Source organism: Vibrio sp. BS-M-Sm-2 (assembly GCF_041504345.1).
Taxonomy (GTDB): Bacteria; Pseudomonadota; Gammaproteobacteria; order Enterobacterales; family Vibrionaceae; genus Vibrio; species Vibrio satsumensis.
In genome coordinates, this window is the sequence record NZ_CP167895.1 from 885445 (window position 1) to 903870 (window position 18426).

14 protein-coding genes and 1 pseudogene are annotated in these 18426 nt (G+C 44.3%); 2 read left to right on the forward strand and 13 right to left on the reverse strand.

What is annotated here, in order from left to right; all coding sequences use genetic code 11:
• Nucleotides 1-262: 262 nt before the first annotated feature.
• The 8 genes from AB8613_RS19970 to AB8613_RS20005 form a co-directional block, all read right to left on the reverse strand.
• A complete protein-coding gene (locus tag AB8613_RS19970; protein WP_285953803.1) occupies nt 263-1396 on the reverse strand; it encodes a lipocalin-like domain-containing protein in 1134 nt (377 codons plus the stop codon).
• Nucleotides 1396-3930, reverse strand: coding sequence for an FtsX-like permease family protein (locus tag AB8613_RS19975; RefSeq protein WP_372385800.1), 2535 nt, complete (start codon nt 3928-3930; stop codon nt 1396-1398). The genes AB8613_RS19970 and AB8613_RS19975 overlap by 1 nt, the downstream gene beginning before the upstream one ends.
• Nucleotides 3931-3938: 8 nt before the next feature.
• On the reverse strand, nt 3939-4637 hold the full coding sequence (locus tag AB8613_RS19980) for an ABC transporter ATP-binding protein (protein WP_372385759.1): 699 nt from the start codon (nt 4635-4637) through the stop codon (nt 3939-3941).
• 471 nt (nt 4638-5108) lie between these two features.
• Nucleotides 5109-5666, reverse strand: coding sequence for a hypothetical protein (locus AB8613_RS19985; RefSeq protein ID WP_372385761.1), 558 nt, complete (start codon nt 5664-5666; stop codon nt 5109-5111).
• Nucleotides 5663-6130, reverse strand: a complete 468-nt coding sequence (locus AB8613_RS19990; RefSeq protein WP_372385762.1) for a hypothetical protein — start codon at nt 6128-6130, stop codon at nt 5663-5665. Before AB8613_RS19990 ends, AB8613_RS19985 begins: the two co-directional genes overlap by 4 nt.
• Nucleotides 6131-6494: 364 nt before the next feature.
• Nucleotides 6495-8399, reverse strand: a complete 1905-nt coding sequence (locus AB8613_RS19995) for a bifunctional UDP-sugar hydrolase/5'-nucleotidase (protein WP_048661055.1) — start codon at nt 8397-8399, stop codon at nt 6495-6497.
• Nucleotides 8400-8698: 299 nt separating this feature from the next.
• Nucleotides 8699-9688: a zinc-dependent alcohol dehydrogenase family protein gene (locus tag AB8613_RS20000; RefSeq protein ID WP_372385763.1), complete on the reverse strand. Its 990-nt coding sequence runs from the start codon at nt 9686-9688 to the stop codon at nt 8699-8701.
• A 20-nt stretch (nt 9689-9708) separates the two neighbouring features.
• Nucleotides 9709-10497: a phytanoyl-CoA dioxygenase family protein gene (locus AB8613_RS20005; protein ID WP_048661057.1), complete on the reverse strand. Its 789-nt coding sequence runs from the start codon at nt 10495-10497 to the stop codon at nt 9709-9711.
• Between the two features lie 303 nt (nt 10498-10800).
• On the opposite strand from AB8613_RS20005, the gene AB8613_RS20010 reads away from it, so the two are divergent.
• Nucleotides 10801-11988 (forward strand): GGDEF domain-containing protein, encoded by a 1188-nt coding sequence (locus AB8613_RS20010; RefSeq protein WP_372385765.1) that lies wholly within the window; start codon nt 10801-10803, stop codon nt 11986-11988.
• Between the two features lie 53 nt (nt 11989-12041).
• Here AB8613_RS20010 and AB8613_RS20015 read toward each other — a convergent pair whose 3' ends face one another.
• From AB8613_RS20015 to AB8613_RS20035, 5 genes are all read right to left on the reverse strand, one after another.
• Nucleotides 12042-12287 (reverse strand): hypothetical protein, encoded by a 246-nt coding sequence (locus AB8613_RS20015; RefSeq protein WP_048661059.1) that lies wholly within the window; start codon nt 12285-12287, stop codon nt 12042-12044.
• A 160-nt stretch (nt 12288-12447) separates the two neighbouring features.
• Complete coding sequence (locus AB8613_RS20020; RefSeq protein WP_048661060.1) at nt 12448-13329, reverse strand: DMT family transporter; 882 nt, start codon at nt 13327-13329, stop codon at nt 12448-12450.
• A gap of 123 nt (nt 13330-13452) precedes the next feature.
• On the reverse strand, nt 13453-14784 hold the full coding sequence (locus tag AB8613_RS20025) for an MFS transporter (protein WP_372385767.1): 1332 nt from the start codon (nt 14782-14784) through the stop codon (nt 13453-13455).
• 231 nt (nt 14785-15015) lie between these two features.
• Nucleotides 15016-16527, reverse strand: a complete 1512-nt coding sequence (locus AB8613_RS20030) for a DUF1214 domain-containing protein (RefSeq protein ID WP_372385768.1) — start codon at nt 16525-16527, stop codon at nt 15016-15018.
• A gap of 67 nt (nt 16528-16594) precedes the next feature.
• A complete protein-coding gene (locus tag AB8613_RS20035; protein WP_132786993.1) occupies nt 16595-17383 on the reverse strand; it encodes a hypothetical protein in 789 nt (262 codons plus the stop codon).
• 129 nt (nt 17384-17512) lie between these two features.
• Here AB8613_RS20035 and AB8613_RS20040 point away from each other — a divergent pair.
• Nucleotides 17513-18426 (forward strand): annotated as a pseudogene (locus AB8613_RS20040) (LysR family transcriptional regulator).

An 18426-nucleotide genomic window follows, 5' to 3' on the forward strand; every position in this document is an offset into this window, starting at 1 on the left:
GACCTTGATATTGTGTAATTGATAGTATCTAGGTTGCTATAGGTGATATTGGAGAGTCACCCAGCCATTTACAAAGTCCGTATATTGCTGTTCCTGCATTTAATCTTATTGTTAATGAGCCCAAATGATTAGCTCTGAACGTGTTGGGACAGTTTATTGTGCCAATGGTTTTACTAGAATCTATTTAAGTCTTCAGTGGTGGTAGTTCAATTCAGCCCTCGCTCTCTTAATGACTCAATATGTGTTAGGTAGTATTTTTCAATTAATACCCCGTAAGCTCCATATAACCAGAACCGGAGTGTGTTCCTTCAATTGAGATAGGCCCTTCCCAATAGGGAACTGACAGTGGCATTTTGGCATTTGGATTGAGTGCTGAGACGGTCAGTTCGATTTGTTGAGTTGGAATCGAAATTTGCCACTCTGTTGGGTAGTCACGCCCATCGATTTCAGTCTGTTTGGTGGCGATTAGGGTGATGTCTTGCTGTGAAATCGCGATGCCAGAACCATCTTGCTGCATCAATCTTGCGTGAGCATAACTGGCTTCGCCTGTTGTTGAGTTTCGAAGTTGAAATACCACCAAACTGGTTTCATCACCTAGCCTTAGCGCAAACCAATCCCAGCCTTGTTGCGAGTCGAGTAAAAACTGCGAGCTCCATTCTCTGTCTATCCAACCTTTGCCAGAAACTTGATGCGTGACTCCATCGATGATTACCTCGCCCGATACATTAATGAATGGTTGGCTGTAGTAATAGGAAGCTACTTTGCCATCGCTACTTTTGGTGCTGTAGCCTTGTTCGCCTTGCTTTTGATAAGGGGCGTTGTTGGTTAACTTAAGCGAGTAGCCAAACTGACCGGAATTAGCGTTCAAGGTTGCGGGGAACAGATCATCGCTTGACGATGTCCATTGCCAGTCATCGAGATAGACCCGAAATGGTGAAGCGCTTACACCTGCGAGTTCAGCTTGGTCGCGTGACCACTTCTCATCGGCGTAGTGTTTGTCTTTTGTGGTGACGGCGCTGTGTGCCATGTAGATTTGCTGACTTTGCCACGTAGTTTCCTTAGTGCCATTGCCACTTTCCTGTGGTGCAGCCGCGAAGCGGAACTGTGTCCACTGCAGGCCTAACGCATTGCCGTCTTCATCAATTAAGTTTGCGGTTAAATACCACCATTCATGACGAAAATCTGGGTGTGCTTGATGGTCGGCAGGGAAGGTGATGTCGATACCTTTTACTACCGGCGTGAATTGCTCAGCCTCTTTTTGTGTTTTATCGTCGGTTTGTGTTTCTGCGCCAAGTATCGAACCCATATTTTGAGCTGATGGTTGAGTGGACTCCTCACACCCTAAAAGGAGCAAGATGCCAAGTGTGAGAACGAAAACTCTCATTGATCGATTCATCACAACACCTCACTCTGCAAACTGGATACCACGGGTTTACTGACCAAACGCCACAGTGGAATCAAGGTCGCAATCACAGCCACTAAAATGGTGATGGTTGCGATGCTGGCTGCGTCACTCCAATTCCATACATAATTTAAACTCCAACCAAAGGCGCGCAGGGTAACGATGTCCGTTAACACATAACCGACCATAGCGCCGAGTGGTAAGGCGATAACCAGAGTGAAGGTGACCAGAACAACGATTTGCGTGACTACCATCACCATCAATTTTCTCTGACTAACACCGAGCGCATACAACCTTGCAATAGAGGCTTTGCGCGCATCGAGCAACATGAAACAGGCGCAGAACAACCCAATCACCGCCACCATTAAGGTGACGCCATTAAGCGCCCGAGTGATGGCAAAGGTTTGTGAGAATATATCTAAAGCGATCGATTTGATCTGCGCTTGATCGTAAAGCTGGCTAGGGTGCAAATTGAGTTGTTGGCGTAGTTGTTCGTGCATCACTTGTGGGTCGCCAGAGACTTTGATTCCCAAGCTGGTGGGTAGGTCAGTAAAGCCGCTTTCAAGCCATAAATCAGGTGCAAGCAACACTTCGCCATTCGGTGAGCCGTAATCGTGGAAAATCGCCCCGACGATGAGTGTTTTGTCTTGGATCGCGTCGAGCTTTAGTTGGCTTCCAAGGGACAAGCCGAGCTTCACCGCTGTAGGTTCGCTGATCGCCACGAATTCACCTTGGTAAAAGCGCGTCCAGAAATCATCAACGTGGGATTGGAACACCATGGTTTGCTCAAGTGTGTCTTTGTCTTTGGTGCCGAGCAAAATCGGTAAGCCCTGTAAGTTATCATCGACGTAGTATTGCTTATAGACGGTTTCAACGTTATCAAACTGGGCTAAGGCACGTTCAACATTGGCAATTTCACCTTGGGCCGGGCTAACGTAAATGTCGGCATGCAATCGCTGTTCAAGCCATTGCTTTAGAGTGGACTCAAAACTGCCAACTAAGGTATTCATTCCCATATTGGCGGTAACAGCAAGAAGCAGCGCCATCATGGCAAGGGAAAGAGGGGAGATCAGCTCACGCAGTTCAGCAAACAGATATTGTATTAAGCCCGATTGGGTGCGTTTTTCGCTCCAATTCGCTAGCACGCTGAGCGTTTTGGGGAGATACAAGGGAATCGACACCACTAACACACCGAGCCATGCCATGGTGAAGCTGTGGTGTTCGCTCAGCCATAACCCTGCTAACGCGACAATGGTTAATACTGACCCGATAACAAACAGCTGATTTTCGTTAGACGCTTCTGGCGCTTGATAGAAACCGCCATGGGAAGAGAGGGGTTGTCGCACCCGCTGTTTAAAGTGTTGCCAACACGCGACAAGCGTTGCGGCCAGCGTGAGTAGCAGTGCCTGCACTAACCATTGCCACTGCCATGTACCGGGAAGCAGTGTTGCACCATAAAGTTGCTCAAGCGTTATCGCGACGGTGGGATGTAGCCAATGGCTGAGTTGAATGCCGAGAATGAAACCAAGCGACGCGCCCAGTGTGACTAAAACAGTCAGCTCGACTAACAGAGCTGAAAACACGATGCTTGGCGCAATGCCGGCTTGTTGAATTTGCACCAACAGCCGATTACGTTTCAGCAAACTGTACTTCACAGCGTTGTAAGCGATGAATAGGCCAACCAAAAACGCCAACAAACTCATGGCGGTGAGGTTAAGGTGAAAGCTATCGGTAATTGAACCGAGATCCGTGCTTTGGTTGTTGGAAATCCATTGCCCTTGCTCACCTATGAGGCTCTGCCATTTATCCTGAGTATTACTATTAGTGTCGCTCTTAGTGTCAAAAATAGCGATATAGCTCAGTTGCCCTTGCTTGTTAAGCAATTGCTGAGCGAATCCAATGTCCATCAACATTCGGCTACCCAGTTGCCATTCATCTGGCAGTACCACAACCTTGGTGAGTACTTCATCCAAAGTGAGCGTGTCCACTTCGTCCAAACTCTGGTGCTGAGATTGACTCATCATCACAATGGGCTCACCCGCTAAGAGTTGCGGCAAAGGTAAGGCATTGTCGAACAGGGAAATGTTTGGCTCTTTGGTTTGAGTATTGCTTTTATCGTCGACGCGAGAGTGACGAGTTCTTGAAGTGAGGGCGGCGATCAACTCACTGCCTTGAACTGACCAACGTCGACCTTGTTCGTCTCTTACTCGCCCTTCTATAACGGGTAGCGCTGCGCTTAATCCACTTTGTCTTAAGTTGAAGTAGAGCGATTCCGGCAAATAGTTTTGCCCTGCTGGTGGAATGATAAGGTTGTGCGCTTGAGCGCTAAGTTGCTCGGTCGATTCTGCATAACTGCGCTTGGCATTGAGGTTGATGGCTTGCACTGCGACAAACAAGGTGACCGCTAACACAATGCCGATCAGAATCGCTGCGGCTTGTAGTGGTGATTGACGATAGTGCGCTGCGAATAGATTCAGAGTCAGTTTGGTATGGGTGAGCTGGTTCTGAACGAAGCCAGTTTGCTTCATTGGATTACTCACAACGCTGCTGCTCTTAGGGTTAGATCCGCGTTCTTTAAACAACCATCATCTAACACCAATTTTGTCTGCATAAAGCTGGCGCATTCTGGGCTGTGCGTAACCAAAAGCACGGCAGTGTTGCCTTGCGTGGTAATTTCACTGAGCAGCTTCATTACCTCAATACCTGCTTTGTGGTCGAGGTTGCCTGTGGGTTCGTCGGCAAGCAGTAGTTTGGGTTTGTGTGCTAGTGCACGCGCTATTGCGACTCGTTGTTGCTGACCGCCAGAGAGTGCGGATACATGTCTTTCGAGTAGCTCGCTGATACCCAATGCATCAACTAAATAGTCGCACCAGTCGCTCCATTTCTGTTGATTTAAATGAAGAGGGAAGGCGATGTTTTGTTTTACGTTGAGTGGGGTTAACAAGTTGAACTGTTGAAAGATAACGCCTAATTTTTGATGGCGGAATCGGCTCCACTGTGGATCTTTCCAATTTAATGTATTTTCGCCATCGAGCCACAACTCGCCACCAGATAGAGGTTCAAAGCCCGCAATGATGTTCAGCAGAGTACTCTTCCCACTGCCACTCGCCCCTGTTAAAGCCACGCTTGCCCTTGTCGCCAAAGCGAAGTCGACATTGTCCAACACGTGATGGATATCTTTACCATCAACAAAGCTTTTGCTGGCATGTGTGAGTGTGACAATTGGGCTTTCCATTTCCTTTCCTTATAACCAAAAATTACCATCAAAAGGTGTCGTTACTTGTGGCAATTACCAAAACGGCAAGCTCTATAAAACTGTAGACAACAATTTCAAACAATAGAGCGATTTATATCGAATTATTAATAACTTGTACTTCAAAAAGAGGGAAATAGATCAGTGAGAGGGAGAATACAGTTGGTGGTGGGAGCTTAGAGTCACTATGGAGGCTTTTGGATTTATCGTTAGATGGTTCGTGATCTCGTTTAAGTGCAATAAATCGTAGCTCAACTTATTAAACGTTTTATTTATGAAAGCGGAGTGGGTTGGTGCTGTTTCCTAGCTTGTTTTGTCCCAAAGCTAGTTAACGTTATTACTCATTTACAAGCTGTTAATGTCAACTCGTGATACGTTGGCTAATGATATGGCTGTAACTATATTAATGTAAATTAGCTTATAATATTAACTAGTTTCTATGAATAACTTTGACTATTGTGATTTATAGATACTACTGCCTCTACTTCCAGACCATCGTATAAGGCTACTTTTTTTGAATTCTTCCCCATCAACAAGCTTTCTCCAAACTCCAGACTCTCTAATAACTATTATTCCATTACATTTAACTAAATAACTCATCTCCCTCTCTTCCATAATCATATAAATACATTCAATTTTTGATTTGCATATTTCTCTTTCAAATAATTGAGTAGCATTTATTTCTTGGGAGAAATTATCATCAAGCTCTACAGCATCAGTCCGTGAAAATGGCTTAAATATTGATTGAAGAACATAGAAATCAGTAATGGTGTCATCGTTTATATATTTTGATTTGTGTAACAGTTTTACTATTTCCAAGAACAAGGATAGCTTTGTCCTGACTGTCATAGATAGTGAAACATCATGTTCAATCAATTTATAGCAATGTAGAACCATATGTTCAATTATTGATGACAATGTCTTGTAATCACTATTATAAGGATGCTCTCTAAGAGTGATTATCAAATCACTCTCACTTTCTTCATTTAGCATTTCTTTTAGGTAAATCATTCGATTAGACCAAGGAACAACCGTTCTACATTATTTCGGTGTTTAAGTTTGATTATTTTATTGTCAAAATCATGAACCCAAGATTGTATGTCGTCATTCAGGCGAAATCCTACATTAACATCTGGAACAGGCTTAATGTCTGTCATTATTTCAAATGCAAGATCAGACATATGATTTAGTGATTGAGTTGTATTATCAATATCTCTAGTTTGTTGCAAAAATCTAATTTGCTCATTTGTTGATTCCCGAGAGATATTTATCTGCTGGATTATTAATATGATAGTGAAAAATGCAAGAAACGGCCCGACAACCCCACCTAAATAAGTACCAAAGTTGGCCCAATCTTGAGTATCGCCAGACAGTCCAAATTTGATAAACTTGTATGAGTATGGTAACAACGCCAATATTAAAACAATGGCTATCATTAACGAAGCTGTTTTGATTGATATGTTGGAAAGTTTCACTAGCAAATAATCTCTATAATCACCTTAAACAATTCTCCATTATATGAAATTATCACATCGGTTAAAACACACTCAGTGATATTTACACTTTCATCAATAACACCTTAAGCCATATCAATTATCAACAGTATCTGATTGTTCATGTACCTGTAGAATTAAACTTTCATACTTTACCTAATCTGATTCTACTGGGGGGAGTGCAATTTCAAACTTGGTTCTGTCCAACTACGAGTTAGCCTTTGCAGCTCATTCATCCAATATCAACCGCTTTACTCAGTACAGATGTAATGTTGGAAGATGGAAACGACAACGACTTAACCACGCTCTAAGCGTCGTTAAGTCGTTATTGGTTTGAGGTCAGAGCTTAATTGAGCGCTTTGATCAGAGTGATTTCGCGTTTGATCTGCTTACTCTCTTGCTCAGTTGCTTGCGCCAGTTTCTTTTCGCGTGTGGTTATGGCTGCTTGTTTGGCTTCGTCAGATGTGAACATCAGTTCTTTCACGTTAATAGAAGCGATGTTTGTGTAGCGGCCATCGTCACTGGTTGGGATTGATATGGTTTCATCATTAATCAATGATTTTACGATTTCACGCTGTTCATTGTAACGGCTCTCTAAACCAGAAAGTGCCCAACGCTGCTGAGGCTTTCCTTCATACTGACCGTTCTTTTCTTCTTTAAGATACTTGATGGTCATATTACGGATTGTGCCTGCTTCTTCTCCATACTCGGCTTCAGTATCAAAGAGTACAGGGAACGATTCACCCTCTAGCACGCCGCCTTGCTTGGTTAGATGACCCATTCGATAGCTATTCATACCAATGCGGATTTCTGTTTCATCTTTTACCGGTGTGCCATCAGCAAACGCGAGGTTGGTGATGCGTGTACCTGCAGGCTGAGTGAGGTCGATGGTATAAGTTACGCCCGCGAAGAAGTCATTGGTCGAATATTTTGAAGCTCTACGTTCAGGGTTAAAGCTGTAGGTCACATCGCCGGGTTGTACTGAGTTGAAGTAGCCCGCAGACCATTCCATGTAGGTTCTTAACTCTTTGCCTGTCATCTGGTAGACAGTGATTTCGCCACCAGCATATTGGTAGTTGTACGCGATGTCTTTGGCTTTGATTGGGCCAACATCGAGCTCTGCATTGTCATTGTCTATTTGAAGTGCGATGACATTGGCTTTAGGTGCATAGAAGAAGCTCGCTTCTTGGTATAGCGCACTGATGCCTGTGTCTTGAACATGGACTTGAGGGATACCGCGGATTTCGTTTTCAGGGACTAAATCAACGCCGGTAAGCTGAGCGACAGGTCGATTCGCCATTTCTCGGAGTTGTTTATGATAAGGCTGGTATAGCTCGTCCATATTCTCATCAGAATCGATACCTTTGATTTTATAAGTGAAGCTGTCTTTGTTGACGAGAGTGAATGTGCCATCGCGCTCTTCAAATTGAAGATCGATACGAGATAGGGCTCGGCCATATTTGTCGGGCTCAGTAATGATAACGCCATTCACAACGGCCTTATCGATGCGAGTGTGCATGTGACCAGCGACGATGGCATCAAGCTCTGGGTTTGCATTGGCAATGTCGGTGACACCGGTGTCGGCAATGTCATTCTCGTTCTCAATCCCCATATGGGCAACCAATACGATAGCATCCACTTTATCATCAATCTCTTTGACGATTTTCTTCACTTCCAAGGTTGGATTAGTGAAAGTGACGCCTTCTAAACGGTTTGTACCTTGCGCAAAGACCTCCGTCATTGGGGTATCCATTCCGATCACGCCGATCTTAATGCCACCGCGTTCTAGAATGGTGTAACCCGGTAAGAATGGATTTCCGTTTTTGTTCTTGATGTTGCCGCCGAGAGACTGCCCTTTAAATTGGGTAACGGCTCTGTTGAGCGTTTTAAGGCCAAAGTCGAATTCGTGGTTACCTAAAACCCATACATCGTATTTCATGTGATTAAAGCCAAGCATCATTGGATCAACGGGCTCGTCTTTGAAGGTTTCTACGAAGTTGCCTTGGATGGTGTCGCCAGCGTCGACAAGGATAATGTTAGATTGCTCTTTGCGGATCTCACCAACCTTGGTCGCGATTTGGCTCAAGCTACCACGAGTGTTGAGTTTATCTGCCGCGTAATCCCACGCCATAAAATGACCGTGGATATCTGAAGTACCCAGTATCGTGACATCGTGTATGTCGCCATCAGCTGCAAAGGTGGGAAAGGCTAGAGAGAGTAGGATGGCGCTTGATAGTATGTGTCTTTTCATAAGTATGTTCACATCGTGGTTTTAAGTATGACGCTACCATATAGAATCGAGATTACCTTATGGGTGATCAGTGTCATATTTATAGTGATGTAACTTACTGATGTTTCAAATAAATGTGATTCATGACCATCTCGTAACCACTTAAGTTACGATGAAACTCACTACAACTCTTCGCTATCTTTTAATACTCCGAATTCTTTGATCAAATTTTCTATGCGTTGGTGTATTAATAAGCACGTTTGTAAGCTGTTGAACGTCTTGCCTGTTGAGGTAAAAAAGGTATATCGTCCAACTTTCACTTACTGTGGCTGTAATATGATCTTGCCGTTCAAGCGTGTGGTTTTCGATTCAATGAGATCAATCGCGGTTTGCACTTCATCGAATGGCAGATAGCGGTCGACGTCGAGCTGAATGTCGTTTGTGATGAAGTGATCTAGCATGGTCGTGAACTTTTCACGGCGAACATCTTTACCTTCCGCTTCTTCCCAATAACGTAAGAAGAAGGTGCTGAAATCGATGTGTTGGCTTTTCGCGTATTCAAAGAAGCGTGGTTCGTAAAAATCCAGCGACAGCGTCCCATAGTTGATAAAGCGCCCATTGTTGCCAAGGGTGTGAATAAGATCGGTTCCGGGTGAACCGCCAATCGCATCAAAGGCAACGGTTGGCATAGGCAAGCCTAACTCCTTGATTTGAGAAACTAGATCAGCGTTCGCATCTAACACCCAACTGGAAGTGGTTGGGTATTGTGTCGGCTGTGATGTAACGACAATGATTTTGAAGCCGAGTGATGCTGATAACTGGGAAAAGATCTTACCGATGGCAGAGCTGCCTGCGTTGATGATCAACACATCTTCTTGGGTTAGCTTCGCTACTTCTGTCGTCAATACCCATGCGGTTAGCGCATTAATGTACAACTGACAGGCGTAGCCATTATCTAGATGCTGAGGAATTTGGAACAGGTCATCTGGTGATACATCGACGTAGTTCTGCCATGTTCCACTGGTTGCCACAAGCACTCGCTGATCCATTGCAAACTCAGCATTGCAGGACTCTACAACCCTTCCTACCGCTTCAAATCCCGGTACTCTCGGCGGCTGGTGGCTATGTTTGTATTGGCCCACACCATAAATCGACAACAGATCACTAGGATTAATGTTAGTGGCTTCAATTTGTACTCGAACTTTATCTTTGTCTAGTGCCCCTAAAGCGACATGTTCTAACTTGAGAGATTCTTTTGGCTGACCGAAACGGAACTGGCTAATTCGGGTATTTTGCTTAGTGTCAGTCATAGTTCGGGTACCTTTATGGATTATGAGTACTGCATTGATTTTAAGTGTAGCGTGTTCATAAACAATCTTGGGTCGCTAATATTGCTCAACATAGCTGGTGTTGGTAAACAGTCGTCATCAACGTAGTCGACATAGTCTGCCGCCGAATCGAAGATCAAAATATCCAAAGCTAAACGATCCAAGCCATAACGGCCTCGGTGGATCATATCCGCTGAAAACACCAATAAGTCCCCGGCTGCTAATGGTATTTGCTTACCGCCAGATATGTCATCGCTGCTCACTTTGCCGTTTTCTTCTTGGCGAACATTGTACTCTTCTTCGTTGTCCCAGCGCTTATGTGTTCCGGGGATAAGCTCCATACCTGGCTCATCAAAAAGGGGCACTCGCAGATGCAATACCTGGGTTTCCATGATGACTTTCATCTGGTCATCAATGTCGTAGTCGTATTGACAGTCACGATGCCAGAAGTCTTTTTGCTGCGGGTTTACTGGGTTGAAGAACAGCTGTGTATTCATGAATGCCGGTTTGTTCGGAATCACCGCATCGACCACTTCCATGACTTTTTTTGAGCTGATGAAGTTGAAAAGTACGCGTCTATCTTCGGTTGGCAAATACTCACTTCCCGTAATCAAAGACGAGTTAAATGCTTCTTCTTGATAGAATTCTTCGTTGTCTGCTTTCCATGATTCATGGAATTTCAGCACGACTTTTCTTAGCGATGCAATTTGAGCTTCATTGAAATAATTTCTGATAACAAAGTAACCATGTTCGTCGTATTGGCTACTTAATTGTTGGCTGTTTTCTACCACTGACTACCTTCATTCATTCTGTACCGCGTAATAACTACAGATTTCTTGAGCGCATAATGCCAGACAGTCGTCATTCAACCAAGTAACGAGTGAAGAAGCGTGTAGATTCAGTGATGTTATAAAGCCATATGGGGCGAGTTTTACATACCTATCCATATCATGGACTCATGCGATACCGATCTCCCCATATGTGACACATCCCCTATTTTACAAAGTGCAATGATTCATATAGTGAATAAATTTATGATTTCGATAACTATTGACCATGTTATAATTTAATTGGCTTAGGGAAGAGAGTAAATCATGGATGGTTTTTCGCTGGATATGAGAACACTTAATTTTATTATTATTTTGTTCTCTTTCATTTACTGCATTGGCTTGTTGCTGTTCCAATTTACCCAACAGTCCATTAAAGGGCTTTCAATTTTTTCCATTTCAATATTTGTTATCGGAAGTGGGCCGTTGATGTTGAGCCTAAGAGGGGAACTCCCTGATTGGATCACTGTTATTGGCGCCAACATGGTCATTGCGCTTGGCTTTCATCTCGCTTTGTATAGCTTATGCCTGTTTCGAGAATATTCCCTAAAATGCACCTACCTAAGTAGTCTGATGATGTTGGCTCTTTTGCCATGTTTTATTTATTTTACGTACTACGAACCTTCCATCAAGGCTCGAATCATCCTCATTAGTTTCTATTTGGCCTTTGTGACTGTTTGTACTGCCTTTGCGGTATTGAAGGGTCAACGCGATGACTTAACCTTAGCAACTCGGATGATGGCCTTGTCATTTTTGATATATGGCGGGTTTATGGTTTTCCGAGTAACGGTGACGTTATTTTCAGCTGAGCTGGAGGATTTCATGGCGGCCGCACTTATTCATCAACTTGCCTTTTTAGTCAGTATTGTTCTTATCGTATCGATGAGCTTCACGATGCTCTGGTTGATTAATGCAAGGTTACTTAGGTCTATTCATGACCTGTCTTACAGTGATCCTTTAACGGCACTTGGAAACCGCAGAGCATTAGATGAAATGGTTCCAGTCATCATGAAGCAGGCGGGTACTGCGCCTGTCAGTGCCATTATGATGGATATTGATAATTTTAAGTCGATCAATGATCAACACGGACACATTGTGGGTGATCTCGTGATCAAGTCTTTTGCTGAAATGGTTCAAAGTGCGATAAAAACATCGCCAACAGCCAGCGCGTTCCGTTTTGGCGGAGACGAGATAATGATTTTATTACCCAATGTCAATTTCCTACAAGCACAGGCTATTGCTTGTAAGTTGCGATTGTCTATTTCAGAGATCTCAGCCGTGCAAGGAAAAGAGATGTTTCTGACGTCGAGTTTCGGTGTCGCTCAGCTTCACCCACATGAGAATTGGGATGGGTTTATTAGTCGAGCCGACAAAGCGTTGTATCAAGCGAAAACAAACGGTCGCAATATGACTTCAATTTGTCCTAGCCATATTAACGAGCTCGTCACTGCCTGATGATGACAGGTCTTTATACGTTAGTTTGCCCCGCCACTATTTTGATACAGCCATTATATTGTTGGCTGTGGCGCTGAGTCTGTTTTTTGGCTTTGCGTTAAAGTCTGTGAGGCAGTGGCTTCAGTTTCTTCTGCAGACGTAAAATGTTTATCAGTTAACGTTACAGTCATTGCTTCATGTTTCACAGTTGTGGTTGCCGTTTTTGATTGGGATTGGTTTATCGTCGCGGGTTCAGCGAATACCATCATTGAGGTTGTAAAAAAGATCGTTGCTAGTGCGATTTGAGCGAGCGTTTTCATTGGGCTGTATCCTATTGGGTTATGATTAATAGCTGATACGAGCACTATAAAAATTATGTGGCGGTCGTTCTTATCATTTTATGCCACGGTAAGATTTATACTGTGGATGAATGTTCTGTTCGGGTAGTATTTGCCAACGCCCAAGCATTGAGAAACTTACTCATTGCCACATCACTAATACTGCTGCGATCGAGAGTAAGATGAGCGCAACAATGTCTTTGCGCGCGATGCTTTGCCCCAACCAGAAGTAAGATATCAACACCATAAAGACCACCTCAACTTGTCCCAACGTTTTCACATAAGGCACGGCTTGAAGTGACATCGCACTAAACCAGCCAAGAGAACCAATCACACTGGCTAAGCTTGTCATCACCACCAATCTCGACTTCTTGAATATCTGGTGTAACGTGTCGCGTTCTCTGAAAAAGAGGTACGTACAGATAATCACTGTTTGAAGGGAAATAACTAGGAACAGCACCCACGCTGCGCTGTGAGGGAAGGGTAAGCCAATGCTCAAGCTAGCTTCACGTACCCAAAGAGACGTTAAAGCAAAGGCGGTGCTACACGCCATACCTAACAAGAACACTTTCGGGGACAAGCTTCGCCAGCCAGAAGCGCTACTCATGATTAGCACGCCTAAAGTACCAATAAGTACGCCGACCCAACCTGTCACTGTTAATGCGGTGCCAAAAAACAACACGGAGAGCACCGCAGAAACAGGAGCTTCACACTTGGCTAACCCAGCGCCTATCGCATAGTTTTCTAGCTTGAACAGCATCACCATTAAGCCGGTCGCGAGGATCTGCATAATGGCGGCAGCAACAATATAGAAAACAAATTCACCCGAAAAGTCGGGGATAGCTACAGGCTGCCATTGATAGAGGGTGTAGAGGTAAATAAGGGCTATTGGGCCAGCCCAAATAAAACGCGCCAACGTCACGCCAGCCACGCTCATGGTGCCACTGAGTTTGCTTTGAAAGGCATTGCGCCAAGATTGGCTAAAGGCTGCGAGAAGAGTAAAGGCGATCCAACTAAAAGACATGACGCTTCCATGTGTGATGTAATTTGATGATGATACTAACAAAAAATCACATGATAAGAAGCGACATGGTCTGATTATAGCCAGAGGCTCGCCTTTATTCTCAATTCAGTATTAGATCGCTCTTCAGAAGATCGGCTGTTTCTTGTTCTTGAAGTAGAACAGCGCGCTGATCGAAACGAACAGTAAGGTGAAGTAATAGAAAAACGAAGATAGTGAGGCCAAGAAGGCAAGGTTTTGTTCTATTTCTTGTTCGGTGTAGCCCTGAGACACCAACTTATAGTAGTAAGCGTACAAGATACCGATCAGGCCGTATCCGAGGTTAAACATCAGCCCTTTAAAGCTGAGGACCGTGGCTCTGTTGTGCGATTCGGTCTTTTTATTCAGGTGGTAGCTGATGAAAATATTCATCGTCATGATGATAAAGATTAACACCAATGCCGGAATGACTCCGTAGATCGACCAACCTAAACTGATCCAGTAATAAGTCGCCGTGCTCGCCAATCCCATAACCACGATGAAGGTTTTAGGCTCAATGCTCTCTGCTAATCTTCGGCTTTGCCCAGCTAAGATGATCTTAAGTAAGCTTATACCCGTGCCAATAAAACCGAAGTAGATAATAGGAATATCAATGGCCAGATAGTATTGGCTGTTCATGGTGAGGAACATGCGTGAGGTGTGTTCGAATAGGCTGTAGTAGAGCAAGATGAACAGCACGTAAGGCGTAGCAAATACCCATTTACCCGCATCGATCGTTAATTTAAGACTTGTGATGGTGGTTGCTAATTTAGTTTGGTCGCTTGGCATCACCTTTTTCTCTTCGCGCATATTAATCGCTGCATAGATAGCGAGCATCGCAACAAATAGGGTGGCAAATACGGGAATACGCATCAGGTCTTTAGTGCTTTCTGGCTCGGCTAGTCCAAGGAAATGAAAGATGTTCGTCATAAAGTTCACATCGTACATCGCCGCACCAATCAGCGTGACAAAGATCCCGATTGTTGAGGCGACACGAAGCTGGATTTGCAGCACTCGAGGCCATAACTCTTCATTGCCTTGCTCTTTTAAGGTGTCGTAAGCCAATGCCTCGTCGGCGCCGCTGGCCAGTGCCATCGCTAAGCCACTGAGAATCCGGTTAATCAGAAAGACTATGAACACCAAGTCAGGGTTTCCGGTTGGCACTAGCGCGATCATCGCGATCTCAACAAACATCACGATCGAAGACAGCACCACTAGTTTCTTGCGGCCTAAGGTATCAGCGAATGCACCCGACGGTACTTCAGCAAGCACAATGGTGGCCGCCCAAACTACATTGAGCATCGCGAATTGAGAAAGGGTTAGCCCGTAATCTAAGTAGAGTAGAGTGAATACTGGGTAATAAAAACGCGCAAAGTAGCTGCTTCTAAACATCAAGAAGTAGCGGACATTGGGAATTTTAAGGATCTCTTTGAGCGTCATGATAATTTCAGTAATTTAGATAATACATCATTATGTATACCTCTTTTCTCTATTTAAATCATGGGATTGTTGTAAGAATCGGAAAACTTTTGATGAGCTTGTCTCTCTGTACATGTAAAGGCTAAAAATATAAAGGAGCTAACAAGAGGAGGAGCAACTAGGCTCCTCTTCTTGTTTTTATTACTTCATCTAACTTGATAATTGTTCCTGATGAAATTTTCTTATAGGCGATTAATCCACACGCTTGAAGTTAGGCAATAAGGTTTCTGGCTGCTGCGCTACAAATGCTTTACTTGGTGAGTATGCACGGAAGTAAACAAACCAGTTTTCGTCTTCTCGTGTTTGCACCCAGTTAGCTTCATTCAGACCTGCTGGCTTAGTTGGCGAGAAGTGGAAGGTGTAATTGCCTTGTGCGTCTTTGACCGTTCCCTCGATGTTTGAACCTACATCTGCACGCTCAATGTCGTTGTCGATAATGGCGCGGTTCTCAACGTTATAAATAGTGATTGTCCAGAACAGATCCGCGAAGTTTACATCACCATCCAGAGTCAGAGTGTAGTGGTTGCTGCCATTAAGCCCCTTACCACTGTCATCGCGGTAGTTGTCTAGATAGATCTGGCCCCAACCGCCATTCTCAAAACCGTGCATTGCTACGTCGTTAGTTACAGCTTCGTAGAACCATGCTGCGCGTCCATCGAGATCCATACCGTAGTAACGATCTTGGTTTGGTGTTGAAGCCGTCGCTACTTCCCAAAAGTTGCCTTCCTTACCGTAAGCTGCGTGTGGCAAGCGTTCTGTTTTGTTGAAGTCGATATTCTTAACCATAGCTTCCCCCATCACTACAGCTTGTTCTAAAATCTCACGCTGCTGACCTGATGGTTCAAACGTCTTACCTTTCTCAATACCCAAGGGACGTAGCATGTCGTGCATCATGCGATCACGCTCTGCTACTGGCTCAGCTTGAATGGCTTCATTCAACGTATTCCAAAATGCCATGCCTCTTGGGTGTTTGGCATCTTCACCACGCTCAGGGAAGTTTACGCCGTTATCACTCAGTGGCTTTCCGTTGAGGTTGGTAATTTTCAGGGCCTCTAAGTCTTTCATACGTTGCTGGTCTGACTCTGCCATTAAGCGAACGCCGAAGAAAACATAGTTGGTGTCTGACTCAAAAACCTGAGCGCCTTTTGGCAGATTACTCGGTGTCTCAGACCCTTTGGCTTTTACCACGTAGACGCCCGGCTCGGTCATCTGAGAAATTCCGATCTGCCACATGGTGTGTACTGCGCCGCGCAGTTCATCTGTGGGGATTTCTATAACAACGGGCTCTTTTTCTACGTTAAACCAAGTAATCGCGTAAGGCGTAGAGGTGTTGTAAGTTAAGCCGCCTAGCTTAGATTCATGAGACTCAACATAAGTAATTTGACCATCTTCTGCCCCCATGTCTGCATAGGCTTGTTTCCATGCGTAGTTTGACACCAAAGGCACTGACCAAATGTAAGCTTGTGACGCGCGTTGATAGTCCATTAGTTCGAACAGTTTTGCTGAGCTTTCTTGTGTTGGAATACCATGAAGAAAGTCGGTTTCGAAGGTGAAGTCTCCCGCACGTGTTTGAAGGGTTTCTGTTGGGTTATCGTTTCCAGCAATCGCCGTTGCTGAAAACAAGGCTGTTATAGAAACGAGCATCGCTGTTGATCGCAGTGGATGTGTGAAAGTACTGGCAAGGGCTTTAGATATCATGTTCATAATGTGTCCTCAAAACTTAAACTTATTCGTTCAAGCGAAACCAGCTCGTTAAAGCCGAAATCACTACTTAAAATTGGTAGTTAAATTCGATACGGTGATCGCCGTCTTCGATACTTGTGTTTTCTGTCCAGTTTGCGAAATAACGAACGTTGGCTCTTGGATTGATTTGATAGCTCGCTGCAAATTCATGTGCGAGTACAGAATCATTGCCCTCAAAGCCAAAATCTTTGAACGTTGATGACCCTGACATTGTGCCTAAATACATAGGGTTGTAGTTCAACCAAACCTTATCGGTAAGTTGCATCTTGGCGTACATACCTGCGACGTAGAAAGTACCGTGCATGTTGTAGCGGTCGCGAAGTTGATCGGCATCGAGAGCGCCACCAGTGCCTTCAACCAACTCTTCACCTGCAGCGATACCGACACCCGCGAGCGGGTAGAAGTTAAACATGCCCATTTGCGGTAAAGCTTGAATAAAGCTGTAAGACGCGCTGCCTTGGTTGTTATCGAAATCCCAAGACATATCAACTTGCGATCCTCGGCCATTAGTTAGATCTACACCGAAGTTTCTAAAGCGGAAGGAATCAATACTGTCGTCTGCACCTCGACCGCTCCAACCAATCGTCTCACCAGCGATACCTTTGATTTCGAGCACATTCATGCCCATGGTGGTATCACTGCCCGTGTCGTAGGTTTGCCCAACTTTTAGGTTTAAGCCCTTGTCGGTGTAGCCGAAGCCTGCTTGTGTGTAGACCGCTAATGGGTCGGACATATCTTGAACTTCTGTTTCTTCAGCGATAGCACCGCTAGCTAACAAAAGAGGGGTTAGAGAAAGGATCGAACGTTGTAATAACATAGCTGCCTCATAGAGTTATCTCACTACATCCGTGTACTTCGTGAAGGTGGGATAACTATACAAAGTGGACTTTGTTAAGTTAATTCATATAAACTTAACCATTCGTTAAGCAATGCTTTATGGTGTCTCATGAAACTTAACAATGTCGATCTGAACTTATTGAAAGTGTTTGTGGTGGTGTATCAGGAGAAGAGCTTGAGAAGTTGTTTGTCTCGACACCAGCGGTTAGCCAAAGCATCAAGAAGCTTAAGGAATCCTTAGGTGAAGAATTGTTTGTCCTGTCTCATCAGCAGTTTTTGCCAACACCTTATTCAGACGACCTGTATCGACGCGTTTTCCCGCTATTAGATGGATTGGTTACGGCGATAGAAGAAGGAAAACAGTTTATTCCCGCGGACCTCAGTGAAGATTTTAAGATAGAGGCGAATCCTCATGTCTTGCCTTGGTTGACTCCCGCTCTGTTTCATCAGCTATCAGTAGAAAGTCCACTTTCAAGACTGATCAGTCACACGAGTTCCCAAAATTCATTAGAAAGACTTAAGAGTGACGAGATTGATTTTGTCATTCACTTCGAAGCTAAGAATTTGCCTGCTGAGATCATTGCCGTACCTCTGGTGACCTTAAAGTTTGTATTGGCAGTAAGAGAAGATCATCCTTTCGAGGAATCCATCGCGACGATTGATGATTTGTTGTCGTTCCCATTTGCTCATGTTGACCTTGCTTATTTCGACCAAAACAAACATTCTCGATTGGAAGAGGAAGTCTTAAGCCAAGGTAAATCGATTAACATGGCACTGCGAACGACTTCCATCGTTGGGTTAATTGAAACGATCAAGTACTCCAACATTATCGCACCTTGCATGCCTCCGGTGATTGAACAACATAAAGGTGTCTTGCGCTCAATCGCAATTGAGGGATTGGAAGAGGGAACCGAGGAGATGGAGGTGTTCGCTTATTTTCATAAGAAAAACCAGCACTCAGCTAAATATAAATGGTTGCTGGATTTGATTGAAACGGCGATGACAGAGGCCAATCACCAGTAA